The following is a 24,335-nucleotide window of genomic DNA, read 5'->3' on the forward strand; positions in this document are numbered from 1 at the left end:
AAAGCCCAGACGTGTCTATTTCAGGTTCAGCCGTATTCAATCAACGTTACCGCGCCTTCCTCTTCGATATGGACGGAACCCTGCTCAACTCGATTGCCGCCGCCGAGCGGGTGTGGGGCATCTGGGCTGAACGCCACGGCCTGGATGTGGCCGCGTTCCTGAGCACTATTCACGGCGCGCGTGCGATTGACACCATCACCCGTCAGGCATTACCAGGCGTAGACCCCGAGGCTGAAGCGCAATGGATTACCCAAGCGGAGCTCGACGATGTTGAGGGCGTTGTGGCGATTTCCGGCGCCGTTGAGTTCTTGCGCAGCCTGCCCGGCGATCAATGGGCGCTGGTTACGTCTGCACCCAAAGCGCTGGCATTGCGCCGTCTGCAGGCTGCGGGCATTACGCCACCGGCGGTGTTGGTGACGGCCGAAGATGTCGCCAACGGCAAACCCGATCCAGCGTGTTATGTGCTGGGTGCCCAGCGTTTGGGCGTGCCGGTAGAGGACTGCCTGGTGTTCGAGGATGCGACGGTGGGTATTCGAGCCGGGGAGGCGGCCGGGGCTGATGTGCTGGTCGTAACCGCCACGCACCTGACGCCTATGGTAACAACGCATGCCGCCATCGATGGGTATGAGCGGTTGCAGGTGCAGCGCGATGCTGACGGCTTGCTCGGTTTGCAGCGCTTATCGTGAGGTATGCCGGCGTGTGCGCTGAGCGGCGTGTTGGCACAGTTTGCGCAAAACGACCTTTTGGATTGGCTTGATGCAGAATGCAAAAAGGTAGCCGCACAGCACGAGCGCCAGTTCCAGCGACGAACGTACGCCGGGATCGCCAATGCCTTCAACTTCGAACCCTAGCCCATACTCCAGCGCCAGGAAGGCCAGCCCTATCAGCACGGCTATTCTCCAGGATCTGGAAACAAGTGGCTTGGTTGCAGTAGGCCTCATCGACGTGCTCCTGAATGCACTCGGACGGCGGGACGGTATTCAGGGAATTCGGCTGCGAATGACGCAACAAGTTCCAGGCATCTGGGCAGTTTTCATCTGGCAATGAAGCTGAGGGCGCTGGTGGCGCGATGGACGCGGGCAGACCGAAAACTCTTCGCCAGCCGTTACAGTGAACGAAAGGGCTGGCTACTGAGGGCGCTTCAAGGCGTCTGGTTTTTGTCCGGAGCAGTCAGCCCAGCCTGGATGCGCTGGTAAATTTCCTCGCGATGCACCGCAACATCTTTGGGCGCGTTGATACCGATTCGTACTTGCTGGCCGCTAACGCCCAGAATGGTGATCGTAATGTCATCACCGATGTTTATGCTTTCACCAACTTTGCGGGTGAGTATAAGCATGGACTTCTCCTTGATTACTTTTAAGGACACATGTTTCAGACAGGGCAGGTGTCAGATGTGTGTAGCTTACTGCTAAGCGCTTCCCTGTGACTGCCTCTTTTAGGACGCATAGAGGCGACATTAATTCCCATGGCGGCATCATACAGGTCTGCGATACATCATTCGCATTGTTTAAGCCAATGTTTATGACGGCCAGAATAGACAGTGAATGATAAAGTTGCCTCTTTATCCTTAAAGGAGCAGGGCTGTGCGTAAAGTAGCGATGGCAATTGCGGTGTTGGCATTGGCCGGTTGCGGTGAAGGTAAACCGGTCGAAGCCCCCAAGGCCAAGCCTTCCGTGATCGAAAGCCAGCCACAGCCCGGCGCGTTGGCCGCCCAGGAATGGGACGTGTGGGTCGGCCCGCCGGACCACAAGCTGCAGGCGCTCACCGACCTGACCGCCTGGTTGCTGGAACACGGTTTTAATTTTTATATCGTCAAAGAGGACGGCAAGGACCAGGTGTTGCTCGGGCCGTTCGCCACGCAGGCCGAAGCCGAAGCCAAGCAGGCACTGTTGACCGAAAAACTGGCGCGCGCCAAGAAAGGCGACACCGTGTCGCAGGTCATCGAACACAAGGCTGCGCAGTAACTTGCAGAATGGGCGGGAATACCGCCCATTTTTACTCACAGGCTTGTCTACCGGGCAGTGAGGTGTTTGGCGGCAGGTGCCTGCGGCTTCGACGAAAACCTTCGATGAAGCATGCGCTCAACGTCGTTGATGTAAGTGAACGCCACAGGCACCACCAGCAAGCTCAATGCAGTTGAGGTCACCAGCCCACCGATAACCGCGATGGCCATCGGCTGACGGAAACTCGCATCGGCCCCCAGGCCCAGCGCAATCGGCATCATCCCGGCGATCATCGCCAGGGTCGTCATGATGATCGGGCGTACCCGCTTATGGCAGGCGTTAATCAATGCCTCAACCACCGACAGCCCCTGTTTCTGGATACCCATCAACGCGTACTCGACGAGCAAGATCGAGTTTTTGGTGACGATGCCCATCAGCATCACCAGGCCAATCATCGACGGGAGGCTCAGCATGCCGCGTGTCATCAGCAATGCCACAAAGGCGCCGCCTACCGACAGGGGGATGGCAAACAAGATTGTCAGCGGCTGAAAAAAGTCGTGAAACAGCAGCACCAATACGCAATACACACAGACCAGGCCGATGACGATTGCCATGCTGAACCCGGTCATAAGCTCTGCCATGGTTTCTGCGTCGCCGGATTCGATCAGCTCGACACTCGACGGCATGGACTGGATGGCGGGCAGCGCTCTGGCTTTGGCGAGTGCTTGCCCAAGCGGTGTGTGCCCGAGGTCCGCGGTGACTGTCGCATAGCGGCGTCGATCGTAACGGTCAATCTGGGTCGGCCCGCTCTCGATCGCCAACTGCGCGACAGTCGATAGCGGAATCAGCCCGTCACGCCCGCGAACCCTTAAATTAGCCAATGTTTCAAAGTCCTGGCGCGAAGCGTCCGGTATGCGCACCTGAATGGCTATTTGCCGGTTGTCGAGGTTTAGCTTGCCCATCTTTGCATCGAAGTCGCCGTTGGTGGCAATGCGCACTGTTTCGCCAATCGTCTCGGTGCTCACGCCACGCTCGGCTGCCTGCCTGGCGTCAGGACGCACCACGATTTCCGGCCGCTCGATACTGGCAGTTGAGGTGATGTTGGCCAGGCCGGCGACTTCCCTCAACTGCCGCTCCAGCGCCTGAGCCGTCGCTTTGAGCGCGGCCTTGTCGTCACTCGCTAGAATCAGCGACAGCTTCTCGCCGAGCCCGCCGGAGCCCAACGAAAACCGTGCGCCTGGCACTTCCTTCAAGGCAACACGTACCTGGTTTTCGATGTCGGTTTGCCCTGGGCGCTCACCGCGTGCCGACAGCACGAGCGTCATGGTGGCCCGGCGTAGCTCTGCTGCCTGGGTTTGCCCGCGCCCGGCAGGCTGAGCGACGCCCACGGTGCTGAACACATGCTCGATGCCTGGCAGGTGGTTGATGGCGCGGCTAACCGCTTCGGTTGTCGCCCGTGTAGCCGACAAGCTGCTGCCGGGTGGCAGCTCAAGGTTGATGTTGCTGTAGCCTTTGTCTGACGCTGGCATCAGTCCGGTTTCAAGCAGCGGAACCACCGCTACCGAAGCAGCGAAAACCACAGCCGTGCCCAACATCGTCAGGCGGCGATGGCTGAGGCACCAGGCCACGCTGTGCAAATACAGCTTCATCAGCCTGCCATCCGGCGTTTCCTTGCCCTTGGTATGCGTTTTGAGCAAGTAGGTGGCCATCATCGGAGTCAGAACCCGCGCCACCAACAGGGAAGAAAGCACCGCCACCACGGCCGTCCAGCCAAACTGCTTGAAGAACAGCCCCGGGACCCCGCTCATCATTGCCGTGGGCAGAAACACTACAACCAGCGTCAGGGTGGTGGCCATCACCGCCAAGGCGATTTCGGTCACCGCGTCGCCGGCTGCCTGATGGATAGGCTTGCCCATGCGGCGGTGGCGTTCAATGTTCTCGATCTCGACAATCGCGTCGTCTACAAGAATGCCGACGATCACCGCCAGCGCCAGAAGCGTCAGGGTATTGAGAGAGTAACCGAGCCAGTTCATCACAAGAAAGGTAGGCAGTATCGACAGCGGTAAAGCCGAGGCGGAGATCAATGTGGCGCGCCAGTCGCGCAAGAACCACCAGACCACCAGCACCGCCAGTAACGCGCCTTCATAAAGCATGTGCATTGAGCCCTCATACTGCTCATGCGTGTAATCCACGGTACCGGAAACTTTTGTAAAGTTCAGGCTTGCGTCCGCCGCGTGAAGCTTGTCGAGCACCTGCTGCACACCTGCGGCGACACGCGTTTCGTCGAAACCCTTGGCCCGATAGATCCTGAAACCGACCACCGGCTGACCATCCAGCGTGGCGAGCTGCGTGCGGTCTGCATAGGTATCCTTGATCAAGGCAACCTGGTCCAGGTTCACGCGTCGACCATTGCTGAGCACCACGGGGAGATTTTTCAGCTCGTCGGCAGTGCGCACTGTAGCAATAGTGCGCACTGCCTGCTCCGCGCCATTCACCTGGCCACGCCCCCCGGAGGACTCTTGCTCGACACTCTTGAGCGCCCTGGACACTTCGGCCGCCGTGGTGCCTTGCGCCTCCAGGCTGGCCGGGTCGACTTCCACCACTACCTGGCGGCTAACCCCACCGACGCGCTCAAACTTGCCAATACCGGGTACGCCCAATATGGCCTTGTTGACCGCATCATCGACGAACCACGAGAGCGCCTCTTCATCCATTTTCGAAGAGGCAGCGGCGTAGATTAATGTTGCGTCGTCGCTGCCTACACGAATCGCGCTGATCGAAGGCTGCTCCAGATCGCTGGGTAAATCGGAGCGAACTTTATCGACGGCATCTTTGGATTCAATCAGCGCATCAGATAACTTCTTTTCAAGGATGAACTCGACGTTAATGGTTACGCGCCCATCAACAATCGAGGTGCTCATGTGTTTTATCCCGGACAGCGTGGCGAGGGAGTTCTCTACCTTGCGTGCTACCTCCGTCTCTAACTGCGCCGGGGAAGCACCGGGTTGCGTCAGCGAAATAACCACTGAGGGCAGATCGATGTCCGGCATGTTGGCGATCGGCAACGCCCGAAAGCTTAGTATTCCGGCCATGGACAACAGTACGAAAAGCAGGATGGAAGGGATTGGGTTGCGGATCGACCAGGTGGCGAAGTTCATGGCTTACTCCTTCGCTTCAGCAGGTGCTGTTACGATGTGTACCCGATCACCGTCATTCAAAAAGGCGGCACCTTGCTCTACCACGCTGTCTGCAACGTTGATACCCGAAACAATTTCGACCTGGTTGTTCTGCCGGCGCCCCACCGTCACCGGTTGTAAGCTGATTCGGTCGTCGTCGACCACGCGGGGCACGTAGCTACGCCCATCTCGTATGACCACACTCGCGGCCGGTATCACCACGGCGGCGCGCACAGCCAAATTAACCAGCCCTTTGGCATACATGCCGGCCCGTGCCGTGCTGCCGGGTTCGATGTCAGCGTAGGCGATGCCCAAACGCGTCTCGGTGTTCAGGTCCGGCGCGAGTTCACGCACCACTGCAACGGCTGAAGAATCGTCAGGTAACGCCAGTGTGATGCGTTGGCCGGGTGTGACGTGGGCCAACTGCAGCGCGGTCAATTCGCCGCGCCATTCCAGCCGGCCTTGCCGGATCATGCGGAACAACTCTTGGCCGTTACCGTAAACCGCGCCGACGGTTGCAGAGCGAGCGCTGATCAAACCGTCATCTGGCGCGATGACCTTGGCATAACGCAGTTGCAGTTGAGTGCCGGTGAGCAACGCTTTGGCCACGTCGGCTTGCGTCTCATACTGAAGCACGTCCTGATCACTGATGCCGCCCGTGCCCTTCAATTGCAATGCGCGCTTGCGGTTGGACTCCGCTTGCAACCAGTTTGCGTTAAGGCGCGTGGCGTCGGCTTCGAGCAAGGCCGCGTCGAACGAGGCGAGCAGTTGCCCTCGCTTCACCGCGTCACCGACGTTCACATAGAGCTGAACCAAACGCAGGTTTGAAACCTGGGACCCGATGACCGCTTCTTCCCAAGGCGCGATTGAGCCACTTGCCTCAAGTTTGACGGGCCAACTCAAGGTGGTCGCGGTCGCGACCGTCACCGTCAGGGCGGAGGCCGGCTGGGTGTCTGTTTGAGTGGCTGAGCGGGTAGGCGCAGACATGAAAATGGCGGCGATAACCAAGCCGGCGACCAGCGCAACGACGGCCATTGACCGGCCGCCAACTATCATCCGCAAGCACAATAATTTATTCATGGGAGGTGTTATCCGGAGTTAGGGCGATAGCTCCGCCGGTGGCTTTTACCAGCGAGATCCAGGCCTGTGCCTGATCGCGGCGTGCAGAGATTTCGGCATCCTTTGCTGAAGCGAATTGCCGGCGGCTGTCTTCCAGCTCAAACAGGCTGACAGCGCCCGCCTTCCATTGCGCGTCTGAGGCTTGGAAGGTGGTGCGGGCGGCGGCTACGCCTTCCTTGGTAGAGGTCAGCCGGGACTTTGCCGATGCCTGATCCGCCAGCGCGTTTTCGACGTCTTGAACGGTGGTTCTCAGCGTGCTTTTCAAGGTGGCGGCGGCGCGCACGTAGCGGGCTTTTGCAGCCTCGACTTTGGCCTTGCCCGCACCGCCATCGAACAGCGTGCCACTGAGGCTGGGGCCGATAGACCAGGTGTCGAAGTTAATGCTGGAACCGGCCATGCGAATCCACTGCCCGGTCAGCGCTGCGGCGAGATCGATACGCGGCAGGCGGTCTGCACGCGCTACCGCGATGTCGGCCCAAGCGGCTGCAGTCTCACGTTCAGCTGAAACAACGTCGGGATGCGAGGCCAATACCGTTGCGGGTAGTTGAGGCACCGCAGCGGGCGCCTGCGGCATGTAGGCCAGTTCGCTCTCAGAGGCTGACGGTTGTGTACCCACAAGGTGTGTGACGGTGCCGGCCTCTGCGCCGGTCAACGCCACCAGCGCATTAACCAGACGCGCGCATTGGTCTGCTTGAGTGGCAAGATTGGTCTGCGAGGTCGCTAAGCCGGACAGGATGCGTGCTTCGTCAACCGGTGCAGCAAAACCTGAGTTCAGCCGCAGTTGCGTCAATGCCAGGGTCTTTTCCCGGGAGGCAATGTCATCGATTAAAACGCGTCGCGAACTTTCACAGGCACGCAGGGAAAGCACGTCATTGGCAACATCGGCGGCCAAGGTCAGGCGCGTGGACGCCGCGTCTGCGGTACGCGCATCCAGGTGGTTTCGGGCGGCTTCTACTGACTGGCGAACCCGCCCGAACAGGTCCAGTTCCCAACTGAAACTCGGCCCGACAGCGGCGGAGGTACTCTGTACCGTCACCCCTGATCCGGCGGCGGAAGTATCGCGACTTTTTTGCCGTGTGAAGCTGGCGTCGACGCCGACGCCAGGCATCGTTGCCGCTGTATCAGCAGTCAGCGTCGCCTTGGCCTCGTCAACCCGTGTCACTGCCTGCAGCAAGGTCGGGTTGCCTGCGAATGCGGCCTCTACCAGGGTATCAATAGCCTTGTCACCCAAAGGCTGCCACCAGGGATCGCCCGGCAAGGGCGCATGGCGTTCAGCACTGGCGGCGTCTACCGACCAGGCTGTGGGTGTCGGCGGGGTCGGCGTCACATAGGCCGGTTGCAACGCGCACCCTGCGCATACCAGTAAAGCCGCCACAACAAGTAGGGGCGCTATCCATCGCGATTGCCTGCAGCCCTGTTCGCAGGGCTCAGAGAGGCCTGCTCGACATTCGATCTGAGAAGTCATCTTGGATTACCGAAGAAGGTAATAGCGCTCTGAAAAGCTTTGCCGCAGCCCTGAACGGGCCACGCAAAAGTGGTTCAGTGTGAAATAACGATGTTTTCCATCGGGTTGCGCCAGCGTTCTTCGATCCTGGCGTCGGGCGCGCGGTACCCGAGTGCGATCACCAGCGGGATCACAGACCCGCGCTGTATGCCTAGAAGCTTTGCAACTTTTGTTGCCGAAAACCCTTCCATCGGGCATGAATCGATGCCTTTGGCCGCAGCCCCGAGCATGATGGTTTGAGCCGCAAATATGGCGTTGCGCGCAGCCCATTGACGACCTCCGATCAGGCCTACAGGCAACAGCGAAAGCGTGGGGCGTACCAACGCCGCCAGGAACACCAGCGGCGACCACGCTGCGCTGGAACCCAGCCCCAGTACTTTTTTGAACATCGCAATCTGCTTGCGGTTATAGGCCTTTGAATCAGCGCCCAAGGCAGAGTGTTCGAGATACTCAAGTTGCGCCTGGGCGGTACGTATCCCAAGCGCGGGGCTGGCCACGATCACCACGAACTCGGATGCCGATGCCGCTGCTTTTTGCCCATTGCAGGCTGCCGCCATGCTGGCTTTAAGCGCTGGGTCGCGGACGCGGTGAAACTCATAGGGCTGCATGTTTCCGCTTGACGGAGCGTGAGCGGCCTCCACCAGTAGCTCGTAGACGTCGCCATCTGGCAACGCTGCTGAACTGAATTTTCGGATGGCCCTGCGAAAGCGGTTCGCGGCCCGGAAGCTGTCCCAGCGTTGTTCCAAATCATGCGTATTCATGGCTGCAATAGTCTCGGTACGTGAGCAACGTTGTGTTCTCACGTCCAAAATAGTAAGTTAAAGCTTAGTTTTTAAAAACTCATGTTCTTGAGGTGACCTTGAACAAAAGCCGTATGCCCGTCAGCCCCAGGAAAATGCCGTCCCAAGCACGTTCGCGGGCGACGGTCGATGCGATTATTCAAGCAGCGACTTACATTTTGACCCAGGTAGGTTGGGAGGGGCTGACCACCAACGCGATTGCAGAGCGTGCAGGCGTCAACATTGGGTCGCTTTACCAGTTTTTTCCTAATAAAGAGGCGATCATTGCGGAGCTGCAGCGGCGTCATGCCGATGCAACGCAAACTGATTTATTCAAGGTGTTGGAGGTTCTACCGAACCAGTGCTCTCTTCGTGAGGCGCTGACCATGATCGTGGAGATGGTCGTTGCCGAACACCGCGTCGCGCCCGCGCTGCACAAAGCCATCCACGAGGAGCTACCCAGTACCGTCAGGCACATGGATGACAATAACGATCAATTACAGCGCCAGTTTGCAGAGGTACTCAGGCCGTTCATGAAGAACGTGCCGGACCCGGATCTTTCGATCTATTTGATGGGCATCGCCGTGCACGCCATCATTCACACCGTGACGGCTGACCGTCCGGCATTACTTGGCCAGCCAAGCTTCACCGTGGAGGTCGTGACGTTGCTGGAGAATTATCTGCACAGGCAAAATATTAATTAACGCAAAGAAACCACCGCCGTTTCACATTCAACTCGACGGCACTTCTTGGCAGGGGCTATTGTCCGATCAAGCAATCTAGCTAAATCTTGATTTGGCACAGATTTCACTGCTTACTCTAAGAGAGATTACCCATGTCCAAACTCGCAGAATTCCGCCAGCTCGAAAAACATCTTGCTGAACAACTCAAGGCACTCGAAGCGCTGAAGGGCGACGCCGGCCTTAAGAAAGAAATTGAATTTGAGACCAAGCTGCGTGATTTGCTCGCAAAATATGGCTACAGCCTCAAGGACGTGGTCAATCTGCTTGATCCACAGGCGGGTCGTCGTGCTCCCGTGGCCGCACCGAAGTCCGGCACCCGTAAAGCTCGCCAAGTGAAGGTTTACAAGAACCCGCACACCGGTGAAGTCATTGAAACGAAGGGTGGTAATCACAAAGGCTTGAAAGAATGGAAAGCTGAACACGGTTCAGACACCGTCGAGTCCTGGCTGAACAAGTAAGCTTAAGTTGACTATAAAGGGCCAGTATTGGCCCTTTTTTATGGGTGTTGTTTTTGTTGCGCCGGCAGCGTTCGGGTCAATCTTCCTTCGGTACAACCCAGAAAATCTGCACGCCGCCGTCATCCCGATAGGCGAGGGTGACGTTGTCGTTCTCTGCAATTTCTTCCAGCAAGCGTGCCCAGTCTTCCTCCGGCTCGTCCGGCAGACGGAAAATCAACGCTGTTTTGGATTTCTGGGCATTGGTTGAATTAATGATTTTTTGCACACGAACGCCGAGGCGTGCGTACGCATCCGGCGGAGCAGGCGCTGCGGAAGAAGACTTTGCCACGGAATATTCCTTAGTTTGCTGTACGTGCATACAGTATTTAACTGCAAGCAATTTCGCAACTGCTTAAAATTCACGTGCCGGCAGGCAGAGGCGGGTAACCCGCCTCTGCCCAGTGTTACCAGGAATTAATATTCCCAGAAGATCCGTTGCAGCTCTTTGCTGTCCTGAGTCTTCGTCAGGGCAACCATGGCCAGGATTCGTGCTTTCTGAGGGTTCAGGTCATGCGCCGCAACCCAGTCATACTTGTCGTCCGGCTGTTCGGCATTGCGCAGAACGAAGCCGCCGGCATTCACGTGGGAAGACCGAATGATCTGCACGCCTTGCTTGCGCAGTTCTTGCAGGGCAGGCACGACCTTGGAGGACACCGAACCATTGCCGGTACCGGCATAGACGATTGCCTTGGCGCCAGCCTGGGCCAGCGCCTTGACGCTGGTGTCGCCGACGTTGCCATAACCGTAGGCGATTTCCACGTCCGGCAGGCTCTTGATGGTCTTGATGTCGAACTCTGAATCCTGTGTGTGGCGCTTGGCAGGCAGGCGGAACCAATAGGATTTGCCTTCAACCACCATGCCCAGCGGGCCCCATGCGCTCTTGAACGCTTCAGTCTTGATGTTGATCATCTTGCTGACGTCGCGGCCCGATTGGATTTCGTCGTTCATGGTGACCAGCACGCCTTTGCCGCGTGCTTCTTTGCTGCTGGCCACTGCAACCGCGTTGTACAGGTTGAGCATACCGTCTGCCGACATCGCGGTGCCTGGGCGCATGGAGCCGACCACCACGATTGGCTTGTCGGTTTTTTCCACCAGGTTCAGGAAGTAAGCGGTTTCTTCAAGGGTGTCGGTGCCGTGGGTGATCACGATGCCGTCCACGTCATCACTGTCGGCCAGTTCGGCAACGCGGCGCCCCAATTGCAGCAGGTTTTCGTTGTTGATGCTTTCGGAGGCGATTTGCAGGACTTGCTCGCCGCGTACATGGGCGATCTGGCCAAGCTCGGGAACGCCTGCGATCAATTGCTCGATGCCGACTTTGGCTGCCTGATAGGTAGCGCTGTTGGCGGCGCTCGCGCCAGCACCGGCAATGGTGCCGCCGGTGGCGAGAATGACTACGTTGGACAGTTTGGTCTTGGGTTCAGCGTCCTTTGCCTGGGCGGCAACGGGGCACAGCAGCAGTAGGGCTAGAGCGCCCGGAACAAAGGTCTTCAGTGCAGATTTCATTATTTTTCTCTCTGGTTTTTGATGAGTGCTGATGCAGGTTCATCTAGAGCGCCCGGGCGGTTCTGAACGCCACGAGGTGCTGAGAAAGAGCAGGATTTGTACCAAGCTGATTGTGTCGGCGGCTATAAATTAACCTGTTGATTCAAAACAACTTATGTTCAATTTTTTGATGAGTTGGAACCGCGCTTGTCCGGCTTTCCGAACAATGAAGGGGCGTGCGTTCGGTTGTCCGAAAACCATGATGGAATATCGACGGCGCACATAAGGCATGCGCGCCACAGCCTGTCGTTTTGGAGGACGACTGGGGGAGGGCGATGTTTAATCAGATCAACCGTGTGACCTGAGGCCTGAACCTCGCGTACTTGGAATGGACGGCGTTTTTCTTCCGTTGACAAATCCCGACAAGGTTCTCATAGTTTGACTAACGCAAACGTTTGCGAGATGTTTCACGGCAAGCGTTGCTTACAATAATCATAAGATCGGAGTGAACCCATGAAGCTGCCATTCGCTGCACGTCTTCTTGCTGTCGCTGTGCTTGCCGCCGCATCCGCTGCTCTACCCCTTTCCTCGGCCTTTGCTGAAGACGCCGCCGCCAAACCCAAGGTCGGCCTGGTGATGAAGTCGCTTGCCAACGAATTTTTCGTCACCATGCAAGAGGGCGCCAAGTCTTATCAGAAGGAGCATGCTGCTGACTTCGACATGATCACCAACGGTATCAAGAACGAAACCGATACCAGCGCGCAGATCGATATTGTCAACCAGATGATCCTCGCCAAAGTAAACGCCATCGTCATCGCCCCGGCCGACTCCAAGGCATTGGTCACCGTGCTGAAGAAGGCTTCCGATGCCGGCATCAAGGTCGTCAACATCGACAACCGCCTTGACCCGGACGTGCTGAAAAGCAAAAACCTCGACATCCCGTTTGTAGGCCCGGACAACCGCAAAGGCTCCAAGCTGGTCGGTGACTACCTGGCCAAGCAACTGGCCGCGGGTGACAAAGTCGGCATCATCGAAGGCGTACCGACCACCACCAACGCCCAGCAGCGAACCGCAGGCTTCAAGGATGCGATGGACGCCGCCGGCATGAAAATCGTGTCTACCCAATCGGGTAACTGGGAAATCGACCAGGGCCAAAAAGTCGCTTCCGCGATGCTGAGCGAATACCCGGACCTCAAGGCTCTGTTGGCCGGTAACGACAACATGGCGCTTGGCGCTGTCTCGGCCGTACGTGCCGCAGGCAAGGCCGGCAAAGTACTGGTCGTGGGCTACGACAATATCGAAGCGGTTAAGCCGATGCTCAAAGACGGCCGCATCCTGGCGACCGCCGATCAGGCCGCCGCCCAGCAAGCCGTGTTCGGTATCCAGAACGCGCTCAAGCTGGTCAAGGGTGAGAAAGTCGACGCCAAAGACGGCGTGATTGAAACGCCGGTCGAACTCGTCCTCAAGCAATAATCCTGGCAGCACCCAACAGCGCCCGCTCGTCCTGAGCGGGCGCCTGGAGATTTCCTATGTCATCTTCCGCCCCGAACGCTGTCCTCTCGGTCAGCGGTATCGGCAAAACCTATGCCCAACCGGTTCTGTCCGACATCACCCTGACGCTTAATCGCGGGGAAGTGCTGGCGCTGACCGGTGAGAACGGCGCAGGTAAAAGCACGTTGTCGAAGATTATCGGCGGGCTGGTCACCCCGACCACCGGGCACATGCAGTTCAATGGTCAGGATTACCGCCCCGGCAGCCGCACCCACGCCGAAGGGCTGGGCGTGCGCATGGTCATGCAGGAACTCAACCTGTTGCCCACGCTCACGGTCGCCGAAAACCTGTTCCTCGATAACCTGCCCAGTAACTGTGGTTGGATCAGCCGCAAGCAGTTGCGCAAAGCCGCGATCGAAGCCATGGCGCAAGTCGGCCTCGATGCGATCGACCCGGACACCCTCGTCGGCAGCCTCGGCATTGGCCATCAACAAATGGTCGAAATCGCCCGCAACCTGATCGGCGATTGCCATGTCCTGATTCTCGACGAACCCACGGCCATGCTCACCGCGCGTGAAGTCGAGATGCTGTTTGAACAAATCACCCGCCTGCAAGCGCGCGGTGTGGCGATTATTTATATCTCTCACCGGCTCGAAGAGCTGGCCCGCGTCGCCCAGCGCATTGCGGTACTGCGCGACGGCAAGCTGGTCTGCGTCGAGCCGATGGCCAACTACAACAGCGAGCAACTGGTGACCTTGATGGTCGGTCGCGAGTTGGGCGAACAGATCGACTTGGGCCCGCGCACCCTCGGCGGCCCGGCCTTGACGGTGAAAGGGCTGACCCGTTCGGACAAGGTGCGCGACGTGTCTTTTGAGGTGCGCGCGGGTGAAATCTATGGCATCTCGGGCCTGATCGGTGCCGGTCGTACCGAACTGTTGCGGCTGATCTTTGGTGCCGACCTGGCCGACAGCGGCACGGTGGCGCTGGGCTCGCCAGCGCAGGTTGTGAGCATTCGTTCGCCGGTGGATGCGGTCGGTCATGGCATCGCCCTGATCACCGAAGACCGCAAGGGCGAAGGCCTGCTATTGACCCAGTCCATCAGCGCCAATATTGCCTTGGGCAACATGCCGGAAATTTCCGCTGGCGGCGTGGTGAATAGCCGTGACGAAACCGCCCTGGCCAAGCGCCAGATCGATGCGATGCGCATCCGCAGCTCAAGCCCGGCGCAGTTGGTGTCCGAGCTGTCGGGCGGCAACCAGCAAAAGGTGGTGATTGGTCGCTGGCTGGAGCGCGATTGCGCGGTGATGCTGTTCGATGAGCCGACGCGAGGCATCGACGTCGGCGCCAAATTCGATATTTATGCGCTGCTCGGCGACCTGACTCGCCAAGGCAAAGCGCTGGTCGTGGTGTCCAGCGACCTGCGTGAATTGATGTTGATCTGCGACCGAATCGGCGTGCTCTCCGCCGGGCGCCTGATCGATACCTTCGAGCGTGACAGCTGGACCCAGGACGAATTGCTCGCCGCCGCGTTTGCCGGCTATAAAAAACGTGATGCGCTGCTCAACGACGCAGTGCTTAGGGATACCCCATGAAAACTACACATTCGCCCGGTAAAACCGCCGGCAACTTCTATGGCCTCGGCACCTACCTGGGGCTGGCGGGCGCGTTGTTGGCGATGATCGCGCTGTTCTCGGTGTTGAGCGATCACTTCCTGTCCTACGACACCTTCAGCACCTTGGCCAACCAGATCCCCGACCTGATGGTGCTGGCGGTGGGCATGACCTTTATCCTGATCATCGGCGGTATCGACCTGTCGGTGGGCTCGGTGCTGGCACTGGCCGCGTCGGCGGTCAGCGTGGCGATTCTCGGCTGGGGCTGGAGCGTATTGCCAGCGGCCTTGCTCGGCATGGGCTGTGCGGCGTTGGCCGGCACCATTACTGGCTCGATCACTGTGGCCTGGCGCATTCCTTCGTTTATCGTGTCCCTCGGCGTGCTTGAAATGGCGCGCGGCGTGGCGTACCAGATGACCGGCTCGCGCACCGCTTACATCGGTGACTCCTTCGCCTGGCTGTCGAACCCGATTGCCTTCGGTATTTCGCCATCGTTTATCATTGCGCTGCTGGTGATTATCGTCGCCCAGCTGGTGTTGACGCGCACCGTGTTTGGTCGCTACCTGATCGGTATCGGCACCAACGAAGAGGCCGTGCGGCTGGCCGGCATCAATCCCAAGCCCTACAAGATCCTGGTATTCAGCCTGATGGGCCTGTTGGCCGGTGTGGCGGCGTTGTTCCAGATCTCGCGCCTGGAAGCGGCAGACCCGAACGCCGGCTCCGGCCTGGAATTGCAGGTGATTGCGGCCGTGGTAATCGGCGGCACCAGCCTGATGGGCGGGCGCGGCTCGGTCATCAGTACATTCTTCGGCGTGCTGATTATTTCGGTATTGGCGGCGGGCCTGGCGCAAATCGGTGCTACGGAGCCGACCAAACGCATCATCACCGGTGCGGTAATCGTGATTGCCGTGGTCCTCGACACCTATCGTAGCCAGCGCGCCAGTCGGCGGGGCTAAACCATGGCAACGATCAAGGATGTGGCAGCGCTTGCGGGTATTTCCTACACCACCGTGTCGCATGTGGTGAACAAGTCGCGGCCGGTCAGCGAGCCTGTGCGGGTCAAGGTCGAGGCGGCGATCAAGCAGTTGGACTACGTGCCGAGTGCGGTCGCGCGCTCGCTCAAGGCCAAGACCACCGCCACCATCGGCCTGCTCGTGCCCAACAGCCTCAACCCGTATTTCGCGGAGTTGGCGCGAGGCATCGAGGATTATTGCGAGCGTAATGGCTATTGCGTAATCCTGTGCAATTCCGACGATAACGCCGAGAAGCAGCGCAGCTACTTGCGCGTGTTGCTTGAGAAGCGCATCGACGGCTTGATCGTGACCTCGGTGGGCGGCGACGACAGTGGCCTTGCCGCCGGCTTGAACGCGGTGCGCACGCCGATGGTGATTGTCGACCGCGCGCTGGACGGTATAGATGTCGACCTGGTGCGTATCGATCACGAGCAGGGCGCCTACTTGGCGACCCGGCATTTGCTTGAGCTGGGCCACCGCGACATCGCCTGTATCGGCGGCCCCGGCCACACCCGCGTGGCGCAAATGCGTTTGGCCGGGTATCACCGCGCGCTGCGTGAGGCGGGCGTGGAGGTGGCGGCCAGTCGGACGCAGGCGAGTGACTTCACCAGCACCGGCGGTTATGCCGCAGCGGTGCAGTTGTTGTCGGAAAACCCGCCCAGCGCGATTTTTGCCAGCAATGACATGATTGGTTTCGGCGTATTGCGCGCCGCGGCCGAGCGTAATATCCGCGTGCCGGGTGAGCTGTCGGTCATCGGTTTTGATGATATTCAAATGGGCCGTTACGTGTACCCGGCGCTGACCACGGTGGGGCAGTCGATCGTGCAATTGGGCGAGACGGCCGCCGAACTTTTACTGCGACGAATTGCGACACCCCAACTGCCGATCGATCAACGCATCGTGACGCCGAGTATTGTTTTGCGTGAGTCGACGGCACCGTTTGCCGGTGTGTTCGCCCATTACCGCTGAACCGAACTGATGAGAATTGATGTATGCCAGCAAAAGTAGTGGTAGTAGGCAGCTTGAACATGGACCTGGTCACCCGCGCCAGCCGCTTGCCGCGCGCCGGTGAAACCTTGATTGGCCAAACCTTTGCAACCGTCCCCGGCGGCAAGGGCGCCAACCAGGCCGTGGCGTCGGCGCGCCTGGGGGCTGAGGTGGCGATGATCGGCTGCGTCGGCACCGACGCCTATGGCAGCCAATTGCGCGATGCGCTTAAGGTAGAGGGCATCGATTGCCAGGCTGTGAGCAGCGTGGACGGTTCCAGCGGCGTGGCGTTGATTGTGGTGGATGACAGCAGCCAGAACGCGATTGTGATCGTGGCCGGCAGCAACGCTGAACTGAGCCCCGCGTCGTTGCAGGCCGCTGACGCTGTGTTGCAGGCGGCCGAGGTGATCATCTGCCAGTTGGAAGTGCCGATGAGCACCGTGGGGCACGCCCTTAAGCGCGGTCGCGAACTGGGCAAGACAGTGATCCTCAACCCGGCGCCGGCCAGTGGCCCGTTGCCGGCTGAGTGGTATGCCTCGATTGATTATCTGATTCCCAACGAAAGTGAAGCCAGCGCATTAAGTGGCGTGCAGGTTGACTGCCTGGACACCGCCAAGCTCGCGGCGACGCACTTGATCAACGCGGGCGCCGGCAAGGTGATCATTACCCTCGGCGCCCAGGGCGCGCTGTTTGCCGATGGCAAAGGCTTCGAGCATTTAGTGGCGCCCAAGGTCAAGGCGGTGGACACCACGGCCGCCGGTGACACCTTCGTCGGAGGCTTTGCCGCAGCGCTTGCCAACGGCAAAACCGAAGCCGAGGCCATCCGTTTTGGCCAGGTGGCAGCGGCGTTGTCGGTGACTCGCGCTGGTGCGCAACCTTCTATCCCTACGCTGCATGACGTTCAAGGTTTTGTGCCCTCATGAAAAAGACACCTCTGCTCAATATTGCCCTGTCACGCGTGATCGCATCGTTGGGGCACGGCGACATTCTGGTGATCGGCGATGCTGGCCTGCCGGTGCCGCCGGGCGTCGAGTTAATCGACTTGGCGCTGACTCAGGGTATTCCGGACTTCATCAGCACCCTGCGTATTGTGCTGAGCGAGATGCAGGTGGAAAGCCACGTGTTGGCGGAAGAAATTCTGCTCAAGCAGCCGCCGGCGCTGGCGGCACTTAACACCTTGACTGAGCAGGCGGCGCTCGGCGAGCGACGCCTGCTCAGCCACGAAGAATTCAAGCAGCTCAGCCGTAAGGCCCGCGCCGTGGTGCGCACTGGCGAGTGCCAGCCTTACTGTAATATAGCGCTGGTATCCGGCGTCACCTTCTAGCGTTTTCCCAAGACAAGGAGAGTTTCATGCAACGTGGTCTTCCCACCCTGAAAAACCTGTTTCGGAGTGTTTTGCTTTTGTCCGCGCTCACTGCAGCCAACGCCCACGCGGCGGAAAAAATCGACCTGATCATCGACACCGACCCAGGTGCCGATGACGTGGTGGCCTTGCTGTTCGCCATGGCCTCGCCAGAGGAATTGAGCATTCGTGCGCTGACCACCGTTGCCGGTAACGTGCGGCTCGACAAAACTTCCCGCAACGCGCGCCTGGCGCGCGAGTGGGCAGGGCGTGAGGACATCCCGGTGTACGCCGGTGCACCAAAACCGCTGCTGCGCACGCCGATTTATGCCGAGAATATTCACGGCAAGGAAGGTATCTCCGGCGTCACCGTGCACGAGCCGAAACAAGCCCTGGCCGAAGGCAATGCGGTTGATTACTTGATCAAAACCCTGAGCACCGCCAAGCCGCACAGCATCACCATCGCCATGCTTGGCCCGCAGACCAACCTCGCTCTGGCACTCACCCAAGCGCCGGAAATTACCCAAGGCATCAAGGAAGTGGTGGTGATGGGCGGCGCGCACTTCAATGGCGGCAATATCACGCCGGTGGCCGAGTTTAATCTGTTCGCTGACCCGGTTGCGGCCGAGATCGTGCTGAAAAGTGGCGTCAAGCTGACCTACCTGCCACTGGACGTGACCCATAAGGTGCTGACCAGTGACGCGCGCTTGAAAAAGATCGCCGACCTCAATAACAACGCCAGCAAGGTCGTCAGCAGTATTCTTAATGAATATGTAAAAGGCGACATGGAACACTACGGCATCCCCGGCGGCCCGGTACACGATGCCACTGTGATTGCCTACCTGCTCAAGCCTGAGCTGTTCAGCGGCCGTGAAGTTAACGTGGTCGTCGACAGCCGCGAAGGCCCGACCTTCGGCCAGACCATCGTGGATTGGTATGACGGCCTGAAACAACCGAAGAACGCGTTCTGGGTTGAGAACGGCAATGCCCAAGGCTTCTTCGATCTGCTGACCGAGCGCCTCGCGCGTCTGAAGTAATGTGCTTGCCGGTCGGCGTTCGCCGGCCGGTTCTTATTCGCGCTCGGGGTTGTGAGCGCCCATATGATCGGCCGGGTATTTCTCGAATACCTGGCCGATGAAGGCCTGCGCGGCTTGGGTGCCCATCTCTTTGACCAGCAAGTCGATGCCAATGATTGCCAACTCTTCCGGGCTTCCGGGGCTGTAAGAGCCCTGTCCTTGAGGCCACTTGGCTTTGATGTCGGCTTGCAGGGTTACGGTGCTCATGGTGTGGGCTCGCGGGGCTGAATTACTGTGTAGTGCGCTGAAACGCGGTTCTTGCCGGCGCAGTTAAGCATTTTTGCGGCGTGTTGGGCACTGCTACTTAGGCCGCAGTTGCTTCGAAATGAGGCAGACCCTGTGCGACACTGTCTGCCATCTTAATTGCCGGGGAACACCGCGTGCAGATCGACTTGAACAACCCCGATGGCCTGACGCTGAAGGCTGTTCGTCAATTACTCGCCAGTGCGAGTGACGACGAACACACTCAATTGCGCGTGACCAAGGCCGGTATCGCCTATATATCCTCCGGCAAAGCCGTAGGCGGTGTAGACATCGACGGCCTGTTGTTTCGCCTGGAAACCTGGGCCAAAGGTTCTGGTTATGTGGGCAACGTAGCCGCCAGCGATGAAGTCTGGGTGACGCAGATTTTCAATGCGCTCAAGCAAAATTGGCCAAACCCGCCGTTTGACTACATCGACGTCTACTGAATGCGTTCATATCTGGTGACGATTGCCTGGGCGAATGCGCGTCTTGAGTCAGGCAGACTGGCCGCTTGGCGATTTACGTCTTGAAACCTATCCGCCTTGCTGCTGTCGCACGATCTCTGTCCATTTTTTTACATAGGAGGCTTCATGCCTTGGAAGCTCGCATCATTCGGTACTCTGTTGGCGGCACTCGCGTTGGCGGGTTGCAGCACTCCGGGCGCTCCAGCGCAAGGCAAAGAGGCCGCCGTTGCTGACGCAGCCTATAGCCGCTGTGAATCGAAAGCCGCCGAGTTCGCCGTAGGCCAGAAGGCCTCGCCCCAATTACTGGATCAGGCGCGTACGCGCGCCGGTGCGCAGAACGCACGAATCCTCAAGCCCAACGATATGGTCACGCTGGAATACCGCTCCGACCGCCTGAACCTGAACACCGACGATAACCTGGTGATTACGCGGGTCAACTGCGGCTGATAGCCCCCGGCTTTTGTAGCGCGCATAAAAAACCCCGTCACATGGACGGGGTTTTTTTTAGCTCAGCGCAGATTACTCAGCGCGAACCTGTGCAGCTTGCATACCCTTTTGGCCTTTCTCAGCCACGAAGGAAACGGTTTGGCCTTCTTTCAGGCTTTTGAAACCGTCGCTTTCGATAGCTTTGAAGTGTACGAACAGGTCGTCACCGCCACCTGTAGGAGTGATGAAGCCGAAGCCTTTTTCATCGTTGAACCATTTAACGGTGCCGTTTTGGCGATTAGACATGGTGTATCTCCAAGAAACATATATTTTCAGTAGTGCTGTGCTGCTCAGGCCAACTGGGCACACCGGGGTATCATAGTCGAAATGTTCGACTTGGGACCCCCCCCAAGGCACTGTTTGCTAATCAATAGCCTTGCGTTTAGTCCTTTGGCTGGCTGAAAGCCCCGATCTACGGGGCTTTGGCGCGAAATATCAGCTGATAAAAAAAGCCGCAAAAGCTGCGTAATTTGTGAGAAATAGCAGTTTTAACCGCGTTTTTCACGCAACCCGGCAGTCGGATCAGCAGCCGTTGTTACTTTTTCTTTGCCACTTTGCACGAGGAAATAGCCGTGACCGCTTTGGTCTTGAGCTCTTGGCTGGCGTTCTGATTGGTCATGAGCTCTTTGATCTCTGCAGTGCTCAATTCAGCGTTGATCTTGTCGGCGCCGCATTCACAGTGATCTTTGGCAGTTTTGGCGTCAACGTTCTGGCTGGCGGCCGCACTGCAATCTTTGACAAAGCTATCACGGGCGCCGTCGGGCCAGTTCGATGGCGCAGCAGCTTGGGCGCCGAAAGACAGGAATGCCAGGGAAGCGGCGAGAGCGAGGGTCGAGGTAAAACGCATCATGTGGATGCTCCTTTGGGTCGAGGACGAACGGCGATTCTCGGTGCGTTTGAGGCGTGGCGTACAGCCCAAGTTCACTTTAGCCGCTATAAAAGCGTGAATTTGTATTTACGCGTGCCGGCACCGGCGCGATGACCGTTCATCTGTGCTAGCATCCTGCGCTTGGCTTTTTCCAGGTGCGCCAATTGCCGCCTTGCCATTTTTTTGAGTTCACTCCAGTCACTCTGGTTCGATTATCGGTTGGCCGAAAGGCTCCTGCCGCTGTAAGGCAGGCGTTCAGCATTGAACGGCCTGGTATTGGATCTTGTACTGGCTCATCCCAACCCACGTGACCTTTGGTAGGGGTCACCACTAGGAGAGGAGGCGCCATGCCAACTATTACTCTTCCCGATGGCAGTCAACGTTCATTCGATCATTCGGTTTCTGTAGCCGAGGTCGCCGCATCCATTGGTGCAGGCCTGGCCAAAGCCACCGTGGCCGGCAAGGTCGACGGCAAGCTGGTTGACGCCAGTGACCTGATCACCGGTGACGCCAGCCTGCAAATCATCACGCCCAAGGATCAAGAGGGGCTCGAGATCATTCGCCACTCCTGCGCGCACCTGATTGGCCACGCGGTCAAACAGTTGTACCCGACGGCGAAAATGGTGATCGGCCCGGTCATTGATGAAGGCTTCTATTACGATATCGCCTACGAGCGTCCTTTTACGCCGGACGACATGGCCGCTATCGAAGCGCGCATGCACGCGCTGATCGAAAAAGATTACGACGTCATCAAGAAGGTCACGCCGCGCGCTGAAGTGATCGACGTGTTTACCGCGCGTGGTGAAGACTACAAATTGCGTCTGGTTGAAGACATGCCGGACGAGCAGGCCATGGGCCTGTATTACCACGAAGAATATGTCGACATGTGCCGTGGCCCGCACGTGCCGAATACGCGCTTCCTCAAGTCGTTCAAGCTGACCAAGTTGTCCGGTGCCTACTGGCGCGGCGACGCGAAGAACGAGCAGTTGCAACGGATCTACGGCACTGCCTGGGCTGATAAAAAGCAACTGGCGGCTTATGTGCAGCGCATCGAAGAAGCCGAAAAACGCGACCACCGTAAAATCGGCAAGCGCCTGAACCTGTTCCACCTTCAGGAAGAAGCGCCGGGCATGGTGTTCTGGCACCCGAATGGCTGGACCCTGTACCAAGTGCTTGAGCAGTACATGCGCAAGGTTCAGCGCGACAACGGCTACCTGGAGATCAAAACTCCGCAGGTGGTTGACCGCAGCCTCTGGGAGAAATCCGGGCACTGGGCCAACTACGCCGACAACATGTTCACCACCCAGTCGGAAAACCGCGATTACGCCATCAAGCCGATGAACTGCCCGTGCCACGTGCAGGTGTTCAATCAGGGCCTGAAGAGCTACCGCGAGTTGCCGCTGCGTCTGGCCGAGTTCGGTGCCTGCCACCGTAACGAGCCGTCCGGTGCACTGCACGGCATCATGCGTGTGCGTGGCTTTACGCAGGATGACGCCCACATCTTCTGCACAGAAGAGCAGATGCAGGCCGAGTCCGCTGCGTTTATCAAGCTGACCATGGACGTGTACCGCGATTTCGGCTTCACCGAAGTCGAAATGAAGCTGTCCACTCGTCCGGAAAAACGTGTCGGTTCCGACGAGCTATGGGATCGCGCCGAAGCTGCATTGGCCGCAGCGCTTGATAGCGCGGGCCTTGCGTACGATCTGCAGCCGGGCGAGGGCGCCTTCTACGGTCCGAAAATCGAGTTCTCGCTGAAAGATTGTCTTGGTCGTGTCTGGCAATGTGGTACTTTGCAGCTCGATTTTAACCTGCCGATCCGTTTGGGGGCCGAATACGTCTCCGAAGATAACAGCCGTAAGCACCCGGTTATGCTGCACCGGGCGATCCTTGGCTCGTTTGAACGGTTCGTCGGTATCCTGATCGAGCACTACGAGGGTGCATTCCCTGCGTGGCTTGCTCCGACCCAGGCAGTGATCATGAATATCACTGATAAACAGGCAGATTTTGCGGCTGAAGTTGAAAAAACTCTCAACGAAAGCGGTTTTCGTGCCAAGTCCGACTTGAGAAATGAAAAGATCGGCTTTAAAATCCGTGAGCATACTTTGCTCAAGGTTCCCTATCTTTTGGTTATCGGAGATCGGGAAGTCGAGATGCAGACTGTCGCTGTGCGTACTCGTGAAGGTGCTGACCTGGGCTCTATGCCCGTCGCCCAGTTCGCTGAGTTCCTCGCGCAAGCGGTTTCCCGGCGTGGTCGCCCAGATTCGGAGTAATTATTATTAAGCGTGAAATGAGACAAGATAAACGAGCTGCACCGAAAGCCCCGATCAACGAGAATATCTCGGCACGCGAGGTTCGGTTAATTGGCGCTGACGGCGAGCAGATTGGCATCGTCTCGATTGATGAAGCGCTTCGTATTGCTGAAGAGTCCAAATTGGACCTGGTGGAAATTTCCGCCGATGCAATCCCACCTGTTTGTCGGGTGATGGACTACGGCAAATCGATCTTCGAAAAGAAGAAGCAGGTTGCCGCAGCGAAGAAGAACCAGAAGCAGATTCAAGTAAAAGAAATCAAGTTTCGTCCAGGGACGGAGGAAGGGGATTACCAGGTAAAACTGCGCAACCTGGTACGTTTCCTGAGTGATGGGGACAGGGCCAAGGTATCCTTGCGATTCCGCGGCCGTGAGATGGCCCACCAGGAGCTGGGGATGGAACTCCTCAAGCGGGTTGAAGGTGACCTGCTCGAGTACGGTTCGGTCGAACAGCATCCTAAGATGGAAGGACGCCAGCTGATTATGGTCATCGCCCCGAAAAAGAAGAAGTAATCATCAGGGCACGGCAGGCCTTCTGATTATGTTTATCAACTGAATGCGGAGTATCCGAACATGCCAAAGATGAAGACTAAAAGTGGTGCTGCTAAGCGGTTTCTGAAAACTGCTAACGGTATCAAGCACAAGCACGCTTTCAAGAGCCACATCCTGACCAAAATGTCGACCAAGCGTAAGCGTCAACTGCGCGGTAGCAGCTTGCTGCATCCGTCTGACGTGGCAAAAGTCGAGCGCATGCTGCGCCTTCGTTAATTTTTGGATCAAGATAGAGGAAGTAACTCATGGCTCGTGTAAAGCGTGGCGTCATTGCCCGTAAACGTCACAAAAAAATTCTGAAACTCGCTAAAGGCTACTACGGCGCACGCTCACGCGTATTCCGTGTTGCCAAGCAAGCGGTAATCAAGGCAGGCCAATACGCCTACCGTGACCGTCGTCAGAAAAAACGTCAGTTCCGCGCTCTGTGGATCGCTCGTATCAACGCTGGTGCACGTGTTAACGGTCTGTCCTACAGCCGTTTCATCGCTGGCCTGAAAAAAGCGTCCATCGAAATCGACCGTAAGGTTCTGGCTGAACTGGCCGTGAACGATAAAGCGGTGTTTGCTGCGATTGTCGAGAAAGCTAAAGCCACCTTGGCTTAAGTACCCCCGACAGTCACCTTGGGTTACTCCTGTAGCCCACGGTGGTAAAC

At 58.1% G+C, this 24,335-nt stretch carries 28 protein-coding genes; 17 read left to right on the top strand and 11 right to left on the bottom strand.

From position 1 onward, the window contains the following. Positions 1–11 precede the first annotated feature (11 nt). Positions 12–686, top strand: a complete 675-nt coding sequence (locus AO240_RS14500; protein WP_099237050.1) for an HAD-IA family hydrolase — start codon at positions 12–14, stop codon at positions 684–686. Here AO240_RS14500 and AO240_RS14505 read toward each other — a convergent pair. Then, positions 678–941, bottom strand: a complete 264-nt coding sequence (locus AO240_RS14505) for a hypothetical protein (RefSeq protein ID WP_099237051.1) — start codon at positions 939–941, stop codon at positions 678–680. The two genes, AO240_RS14500 and AO240_RS14505, sit on opposite strands and share 9 nt — an antisense overlap. Before the next feature lie 200 nt (positions 942–1,141). Continuing rightward, the gene (csrA, locus tag AO240_RS14510; RefSeq protein ID WP_003192511.1) at positions 1,142–1,336 is read right to left on the bottom strand and encodes a carbon storage regulator CsrA; all 195 of its coding nucleotides are present in this window, start codon (positions 1,334–1,336) and stop codon (positions 1,142–1,144) included. A 247-nt stretch (positions 1,337–1,583) separates the two neighbouring features. Here csrA and AO240_RS14515 point away from each other — a divergent pair, with 247 nt between their 5' ends. After that, positions 1,584–1,964, top strand: a complete 381-nt coding sequence (locus AO240_RS14515) for a penicillin-binding protein activator LpoB (protein ID WP_082649002.1) — start codon at positions 1,584–1,586, stop codon at positions 1,962–1,964. A 47-nt stretch (positions 1,965–2,011) separates the two neighbouring features. Here the strand turns inward: AO240_RS14515 and AO240_RS14520 are convergent, their stop codons facing one another. From AO240_RS14520 to AO240_RS14535, 4 genes are all read right to left on the bottom strand, one after another. Beyond that, positions 2,012–5,101: an efflux RND transporter permease subunit gene (locus AO240_RS14520; protein ID WP_099237052.1), complete on the bottom strand. Its 3,090-nt coding sequence runs from the start codon at positions 5,099–5,101 to the stop codon at positions 2,012–2,014. A gap of 3 nt (positions 5,102–5,104) precedes the next feature. Beyond that, positions 5,105–6,154 carry an efflux RND transporter periplasmic adaptor subunit gene (locus AO240_RS14525; RefSeq protein ID WP_256585957.1) on the bottom strand — a complete coding sequence of 350 codons (1,050 nt, stop codon included), beginning with the start codon at positions 6,152–6,154 and terminating at the stop codon, positions 5,105–5,107. A 37-nt stretch (positions 6,155–6,191) separates the two neighbouring features. Next, positions 6,192–7,580: an efflux transporter outer membrane subunit gene (locus tag AO240_RS14530; protein WP_371918628.1), complete on the bottom strand. Its 1,389-nt coding sequence runs from the start codon at positions 7,578–7,580 to the stop codon at positions 6,192–6,194. A 197-nt stretch (positions 7,581–7,777) separates the two neighbouring features. Beyond that, positions 7,778–8,503, bottom strand: a complete 726-nt coding sequence (locus AO240_RS14535) for a nitroreductase family protein (RefSeq protein ID WP_099237055.1) — start codon at positions 8,501–8,503, stop codon at positions 7,778–7,780. 98 nt (positions 8,504–8,601) lie between these two features. On the opposite strand from AO240_RS14535, the gene AO240_RS14540 reads away from it, so the two are divergent. After that, the gene (locus AO240_RS14540) at positions 8,602–9,225 is read left to right on the top strand and encodes a TetR/AcrR family transcriptional regulator (RefSeq protein ID WP_177445826.1); all 624 of its coding nucleotides are present in this window, start codon (positions 8,602–8,604) and stop codon (positions 9,223–9,225) included. A 131-nt stretch (positions 9,226–9,356) separates the two neighbouring features. Further along, positions 9,357–9,722: a histone-like nucleoid-structuring protein, MvaT/MvaU family gene (locus AO240_RS14545; RefSeq protein WP_058412121.1), complete on the top strand. Its 366-nt coding sequence runs from the start codon at positions 9,357–9,359 to the stop codon at positions 9,720–9,722. A gap of 76 nt (positions 9,723–9,798) precedes the next feature. Here AO240_RS14545 and AO240_RS14550 read toward each other — a convergent pair whose 3' ends face one another. Continuing rightward, positions 9,799–10,050 carry a DUF1654 domain-containing protein gene (locus AO240_RS14550; protein ID WP_177445827.1) on the bottom strand — a complete coding sequence of 84 codons (252 nt, stop codon included), beginning with the start codon at positions 10,048–10,050 and terminating at the stop codon, positions 9,799–9,801. A 125-nt stretch (positions 10,051–10,175) separates the two neighbouring features. Next, positions 10,176–11,264, bottom strand: a complete 1,089-nt coding sequence (locus AO240_RS14555) for an asparaginase (protein WP_099237058.1) — start codon at positions 11,262–11,264, stop codon at positions 10,176–10,178. 492 nt (positions 11,265–11,756) lie between these two features. On the opposite strand from AO240_RS14555, the gene AO240_RS14560 reads away from it, so the two are divergent. From AO240_RS14560 to AO240_RS14590, 7 genes are read left to right on the top strand one after another with little or no spacing between them, the layout of a single operon-like run. Continuing rightward, on the top strand, positions 11,757–12,716 hold the full coding sequence (locus AO240_RS14560; protein WP_099237059.1) for a sugar ABC transporter substrate-binding protein: 960 nt from the start codon (positions 11,757–11,759) through the stop codon (positions 12,714–12,716). Between the two features lie 56 nt (positions 12,717–12,772). After that, on the top strand, positions 12,773–14,326 hold the full coding sequence (locus tag AO240_RS14565; RefSeq protein ID WP_099237060.1) for a sugar ABC transporter ATP-binding protein: 1,554 nt from the start codon (positions 12,773–12,775) through the stop codon (positions 14,324–14,326). Continuing rightward, entirely contained in the window at positions 14,323–15,300 is a 978-nt protein-coding gene (locus AO240_RS14570) for an ABC transporter permease (RefSeq protein ID WP_058412116.1), read from the top strand. The genes AO240_RS14565 and AO240_RS14570 overlap by 4 nt, the downstream gene beginning before the upstream one ends. Before the next feature lie 3 nt (positions 15,301–15,303). Beyond that, entirely contained in the window at positions 15,304–16,326 is a 1,023-nt protein-coding gene (locus tag AO240_RS14575) for a LacI family DNA-binding transcriptional regulator (protein ID WP_099237061.1), read from the top strand. A gap of 23 nt (positions 16,327–16,349) precedes the next feature. Next, positions 16,350–17,267 (top strand): ribokinase, encoded by a 918-nt coding sequence (gene rbsK / locus AO240_RS14580; protein ID WP_099237062.1) that lies wholly within the window; start codon positions 16,350–16,352, stop codon positions 17,265–17,267. Continuing rightward, positions 17,264–17,668, top strand: a complete 405-nt coding sequence (gene rbsD, locus AO240_RS14585) for a D-ribose pyranase (protein WP_058412113.1) — start codon at positions 17,264–17,266, stop codon at positions 17,666–17,668. The genes rbsK and rbsD overlap by 4 nt, the downstream gene beginning before the upstream one ends. A gap of 26 nt (positions 17,669–17,694) precedes the next feature. Then, on the top strand, positions 17,695–18,723 hold the full coding sequence (locus AO240_RS14590) for a nucleoside hydrolase (protein WP_099237063.1): 1,029 nt from the start codon (positions 17,695–17,697) through the stop codon (positions 18,721–18,723). A 33-nt stretch (positions 18,724–18,756) separates the two neighbouring features. Here AO240_RS14590 and AO240_RS14595 read toward each other — a convergent pair whose 3' ends face one another. Next, complete coding sequence (locus AO240_RS14595; protein WP_058412111.1) at positions 18,757–18,969, bottom strand: hypothetical protein; 213 nt, start codon at positions 18,967–18,969, stop codon at positions 18,757–18,759. Between the two features lie 173 nt (positions 18,970–19,142). Here AO240_RS14595 and AO240_RS14600 point away from each other — a divergent pair, with 173 nt between their 5' ends. Next, positions 19,143–19,451: a hypothetical protein gene (locus tag AO240_RS14600; protein ID WP_099237064.1), complete on the top strand. Its 309-nt coding sequence runs from the start codon at positions 19,143–19,145 to the stop codon at positions 19,449–19,451. A gap of 144 nt (positions 19,452–19,595) precedes the next feature. After that, a complete protein-coding gene (locus AO240_RS14605; RefSeq protein ID WP_099237065.1) occupies positions 19,596–19,916 on the top strand; it encodes an I78 family peptidase inhibitor in 321 nt (106 codons plus the stop codon). Positions 19,917–19,988: 72 nt separating this feature from the next. Here the strand turns inward: AO240_RS14605 and AO240_RS14610 are convergent, their stop codons facing one another. Both AO240_RS14610 and AO240_RS14615 read right to left on the bottom strand, forming a co-directional pair. Beyond that, positions 19,989–20,201 (bottom strand): cold-shock protein, encoded by a 213-nt coding sequence (locus AO240_RS14610; protein ID WP_058412108.1) that lies wholly within the window; start codon positions 20,199–20,201, stop codon positions 19,989–19,991. Between the two features lie 289 nt (positions 20,202–20,490). Then, a complete protein-coding gene (locus tag AO240_RS14615) occupies positions 20,491–20,805 on the bottom strand; it encodes a hypothetical protein (RefSeq protein ID WP_099237066.1) in 315 nt (104 codons plus the stop codon). Positions 20,806–21,170: 365 nt separating this feature from the next. Between AO240_RS14615 and thrS the strand changes: the two genes are divergently transcribed. From thrS to rplT, 4 genes are read left to right on the top strand one after another with little or no spacing between them, the layout of a single operon-like run. Continuing rightward, positions 21,171–23,093, top strand: a complete 1,923-nt coding sequence (gene thrS / locus AO240_RS14620) for a threonine--tRNA ligase (protein ID WP_058412107.1) — start codon at positions 21,171–21,173, stop codon at positions 23,091–23,093. Further along, the gene (gene infC, locus AO240_RS14625; RefSeq protein WP_172979313.1) at positions 23,093–23,644 is read left to right on the top strand and encodes a translation initiation factor IF-3; all 552 of its coding nucleotides are present in this window, start codon (positions 23,093–23,095) and stop codon (positions 23,642–23,644) included. Before thrS ends, infC begins: the two co-directional genes overlap by 1 nt. Positions 23,645–23,704: 60 nt before the next feature. Then, the gene (gene rpmI / locus AO240_RS14630; RefSeq protein ID WP_002553160.1) at positions 23,705–23,899 is read left to right on the top strand and encodes a 50S ribosomal protein L35; all 195 of its coding nucleotides are present in this window, start codon (positions 23,705–23,707) and stop codon (positions 23,897–23,899) included. Positions 23,900–23,928: 29 nt separating this feature from the next. Beyond that, complete coding sequence (rplT, locus tag AO240_RS14635) at positions 23,929–24,285, top strand: 50S ribosomal protein L20 (protein ID WP_053257052.1); 357 nt, start codon at positions 23,929–23,931, stop codon at positions 24,283–24,285. Positions 24,286–24,335 lie beyond the last annotated feature (50 nt).

Source organism: Pseudomonas sp. ICMP 460 (assembly GCF_002723595.1).
In the GTDB taxonomy this organism is placed as follows: domain Bacteria; phylum Pseudomonadota; class Gammaproteobacteria; order Pseudomonadales; family Pseudomonadaceae; genus Aquipseudomonas; species Aquipseudomonas kitaguniensis.

Excerpts from the sequence above, each read along its gene's own strand:
- AO240_RS14505 (WP_099237051.1), bottom strand. The coding sequence starts at position 941 with ATGAGGCCTACTGCAACCAAGCCACTTGTTTCCAGATCCTGGAGAATA.
- csrA (WP_003192511.1), bottom strand. The coding sequence starts at position 1,336 with ATGCTTATACTCACCCGCAAAGTTGGTGAAAGCATAAACATCGGTGAT.
- AO240_RS14520 (WP_099237052.1), bottom strand. The coding sequence starts at position 5,101 with ATGAACTTCGCCACCTGGTCGATCCGCAACCCAATCCCTTCCATCCTG.
- AO240_RS14525 (WP_256585957.1), bottom strand. The coding sequence starts at position 6,154 with ATGGCCGTCGTTGCGCTGGTCGCCGGCTTGGTTATCGCCGCCATTTTC.
- AO240_RS14535 (WP_099237055.1), bottom strand. The coding sequence starts at position 8,503 with ATGAATACGCATGATTTGGAACAACGCTGGGACAGCTTCCGGGCCGCG.
- AO240_RS14545 (WP_058412121.1), top strand. The coding sequence starts at position 9,357 with ATGTCCAAACTCGCAGAATTCCGCCAGCTCGAAAAACATCTTGCTGAA.
- AO240_RS14555 (WP_099237058.1), bottom strand. The coding sequence starts at position 11,264 with ATGAAATCTGCACTGAAGACCTTTGTTCCGGGCGCTCTAGCCCTACTG.
- AO240_RS14560 (WP_099237059.1), top strand. The coding sequence starts at position 11,757 with ATGAAGCTGCCATTCGCTGCACGTCTTCTTGCTGTCGCTGTGCTTGCC.
- AO240_RS14565 (WP_099237060.1), top strand. The coding sequence starts at position 12,773 with ATGTCATCTTCCGCCCCGAACGCTGTCCTCTCGGTCAGCGGTATCGGC.
- AO240_RS14570 (WP_058412116.1), top strand. The coding sequence starts at position 14,323 with ATGAAAACTACACATTCGCCCGGTAAAACCGCCGGCAACTTCTATGGC.
- AO240_RS14575 (WP_099237061.1), top strand. The coding sequence starts at position 15,304 with ATGGCAACGATCAAGGATGTGGCAGCGCTTGCGGGTATTTCCTACACC.
- rbsK (WP_099237062.1), top strand. The coding sequence starts at position 16,350 with ATGCCAGCAAAAGTAGTGGTAGTAGGCAGCTTGAACATGGACCTGGTC.
- rbsD (WP_058412113.1), top strand. The coding sequence starts at position 17,264 with ATGAAAAAGACACCTCTGCTCAATATTGCCCTGTCACGCGTGATCGCA.
- AO240_RS14590 (WP_099237063.1), top strand. The coding sequence starts at position 17,695 with ATGCAACGTGGTCTTCCCACCCTGAAAAACCTGTTTCGGAGTGTTTTG.
- AO240_RS14595 (WP_058412111.1), bottom strand. The coding sequence starts at position 18,969 with ATGAGCACCGTAACCCTGCAAGCCGACATCAAAGCCAAGTGGCCTCAA.
- AO240_RS14605 (WP_099237065.1), top strand. The coding sequence starts at position 19,596 with ATGCCTTGGAAGCTCGCATCATTCGGTACTCTGTTGGCGGCACTCGCG.
- AO240_RS14610 (WP_058412108.1), bottom strand. The coding sequence starts at position 20,201 with ATGTCTAATCGCCAAAACGGCACCGTTAAATGGTTCAACGATGAAAAA.
- AO240_RS14615 (WP_099237066.1), bottom strand. The coding sequence starts at position 20,805 with ATGATGCGTTTTACCTCGACCCTCGCTCTCGCCGCTTCCCTGGCATTC.
- thrS (WP_058412107.1), top strand. The coding sequence starts at position 21,171 with ATGCCAACTATTACTCTTCCCGATGGCAGTCAACGTTCATTCGATCAT.
- rpmI (WP_002553160.1), top strand. The coding sequence starts at position 23,705 with ATGCCAAAGATGAAGACTAAAAGTGGTGCTGCTAAGCGGTTTCTGAAA.
- rplT (WP_053257052.1), top strand. The coding sequence starts at position 23,929 with ATGGCTCGTGTAAAGCGTGGCGTCATTGCCCGTAAACGTCACAAAAAA.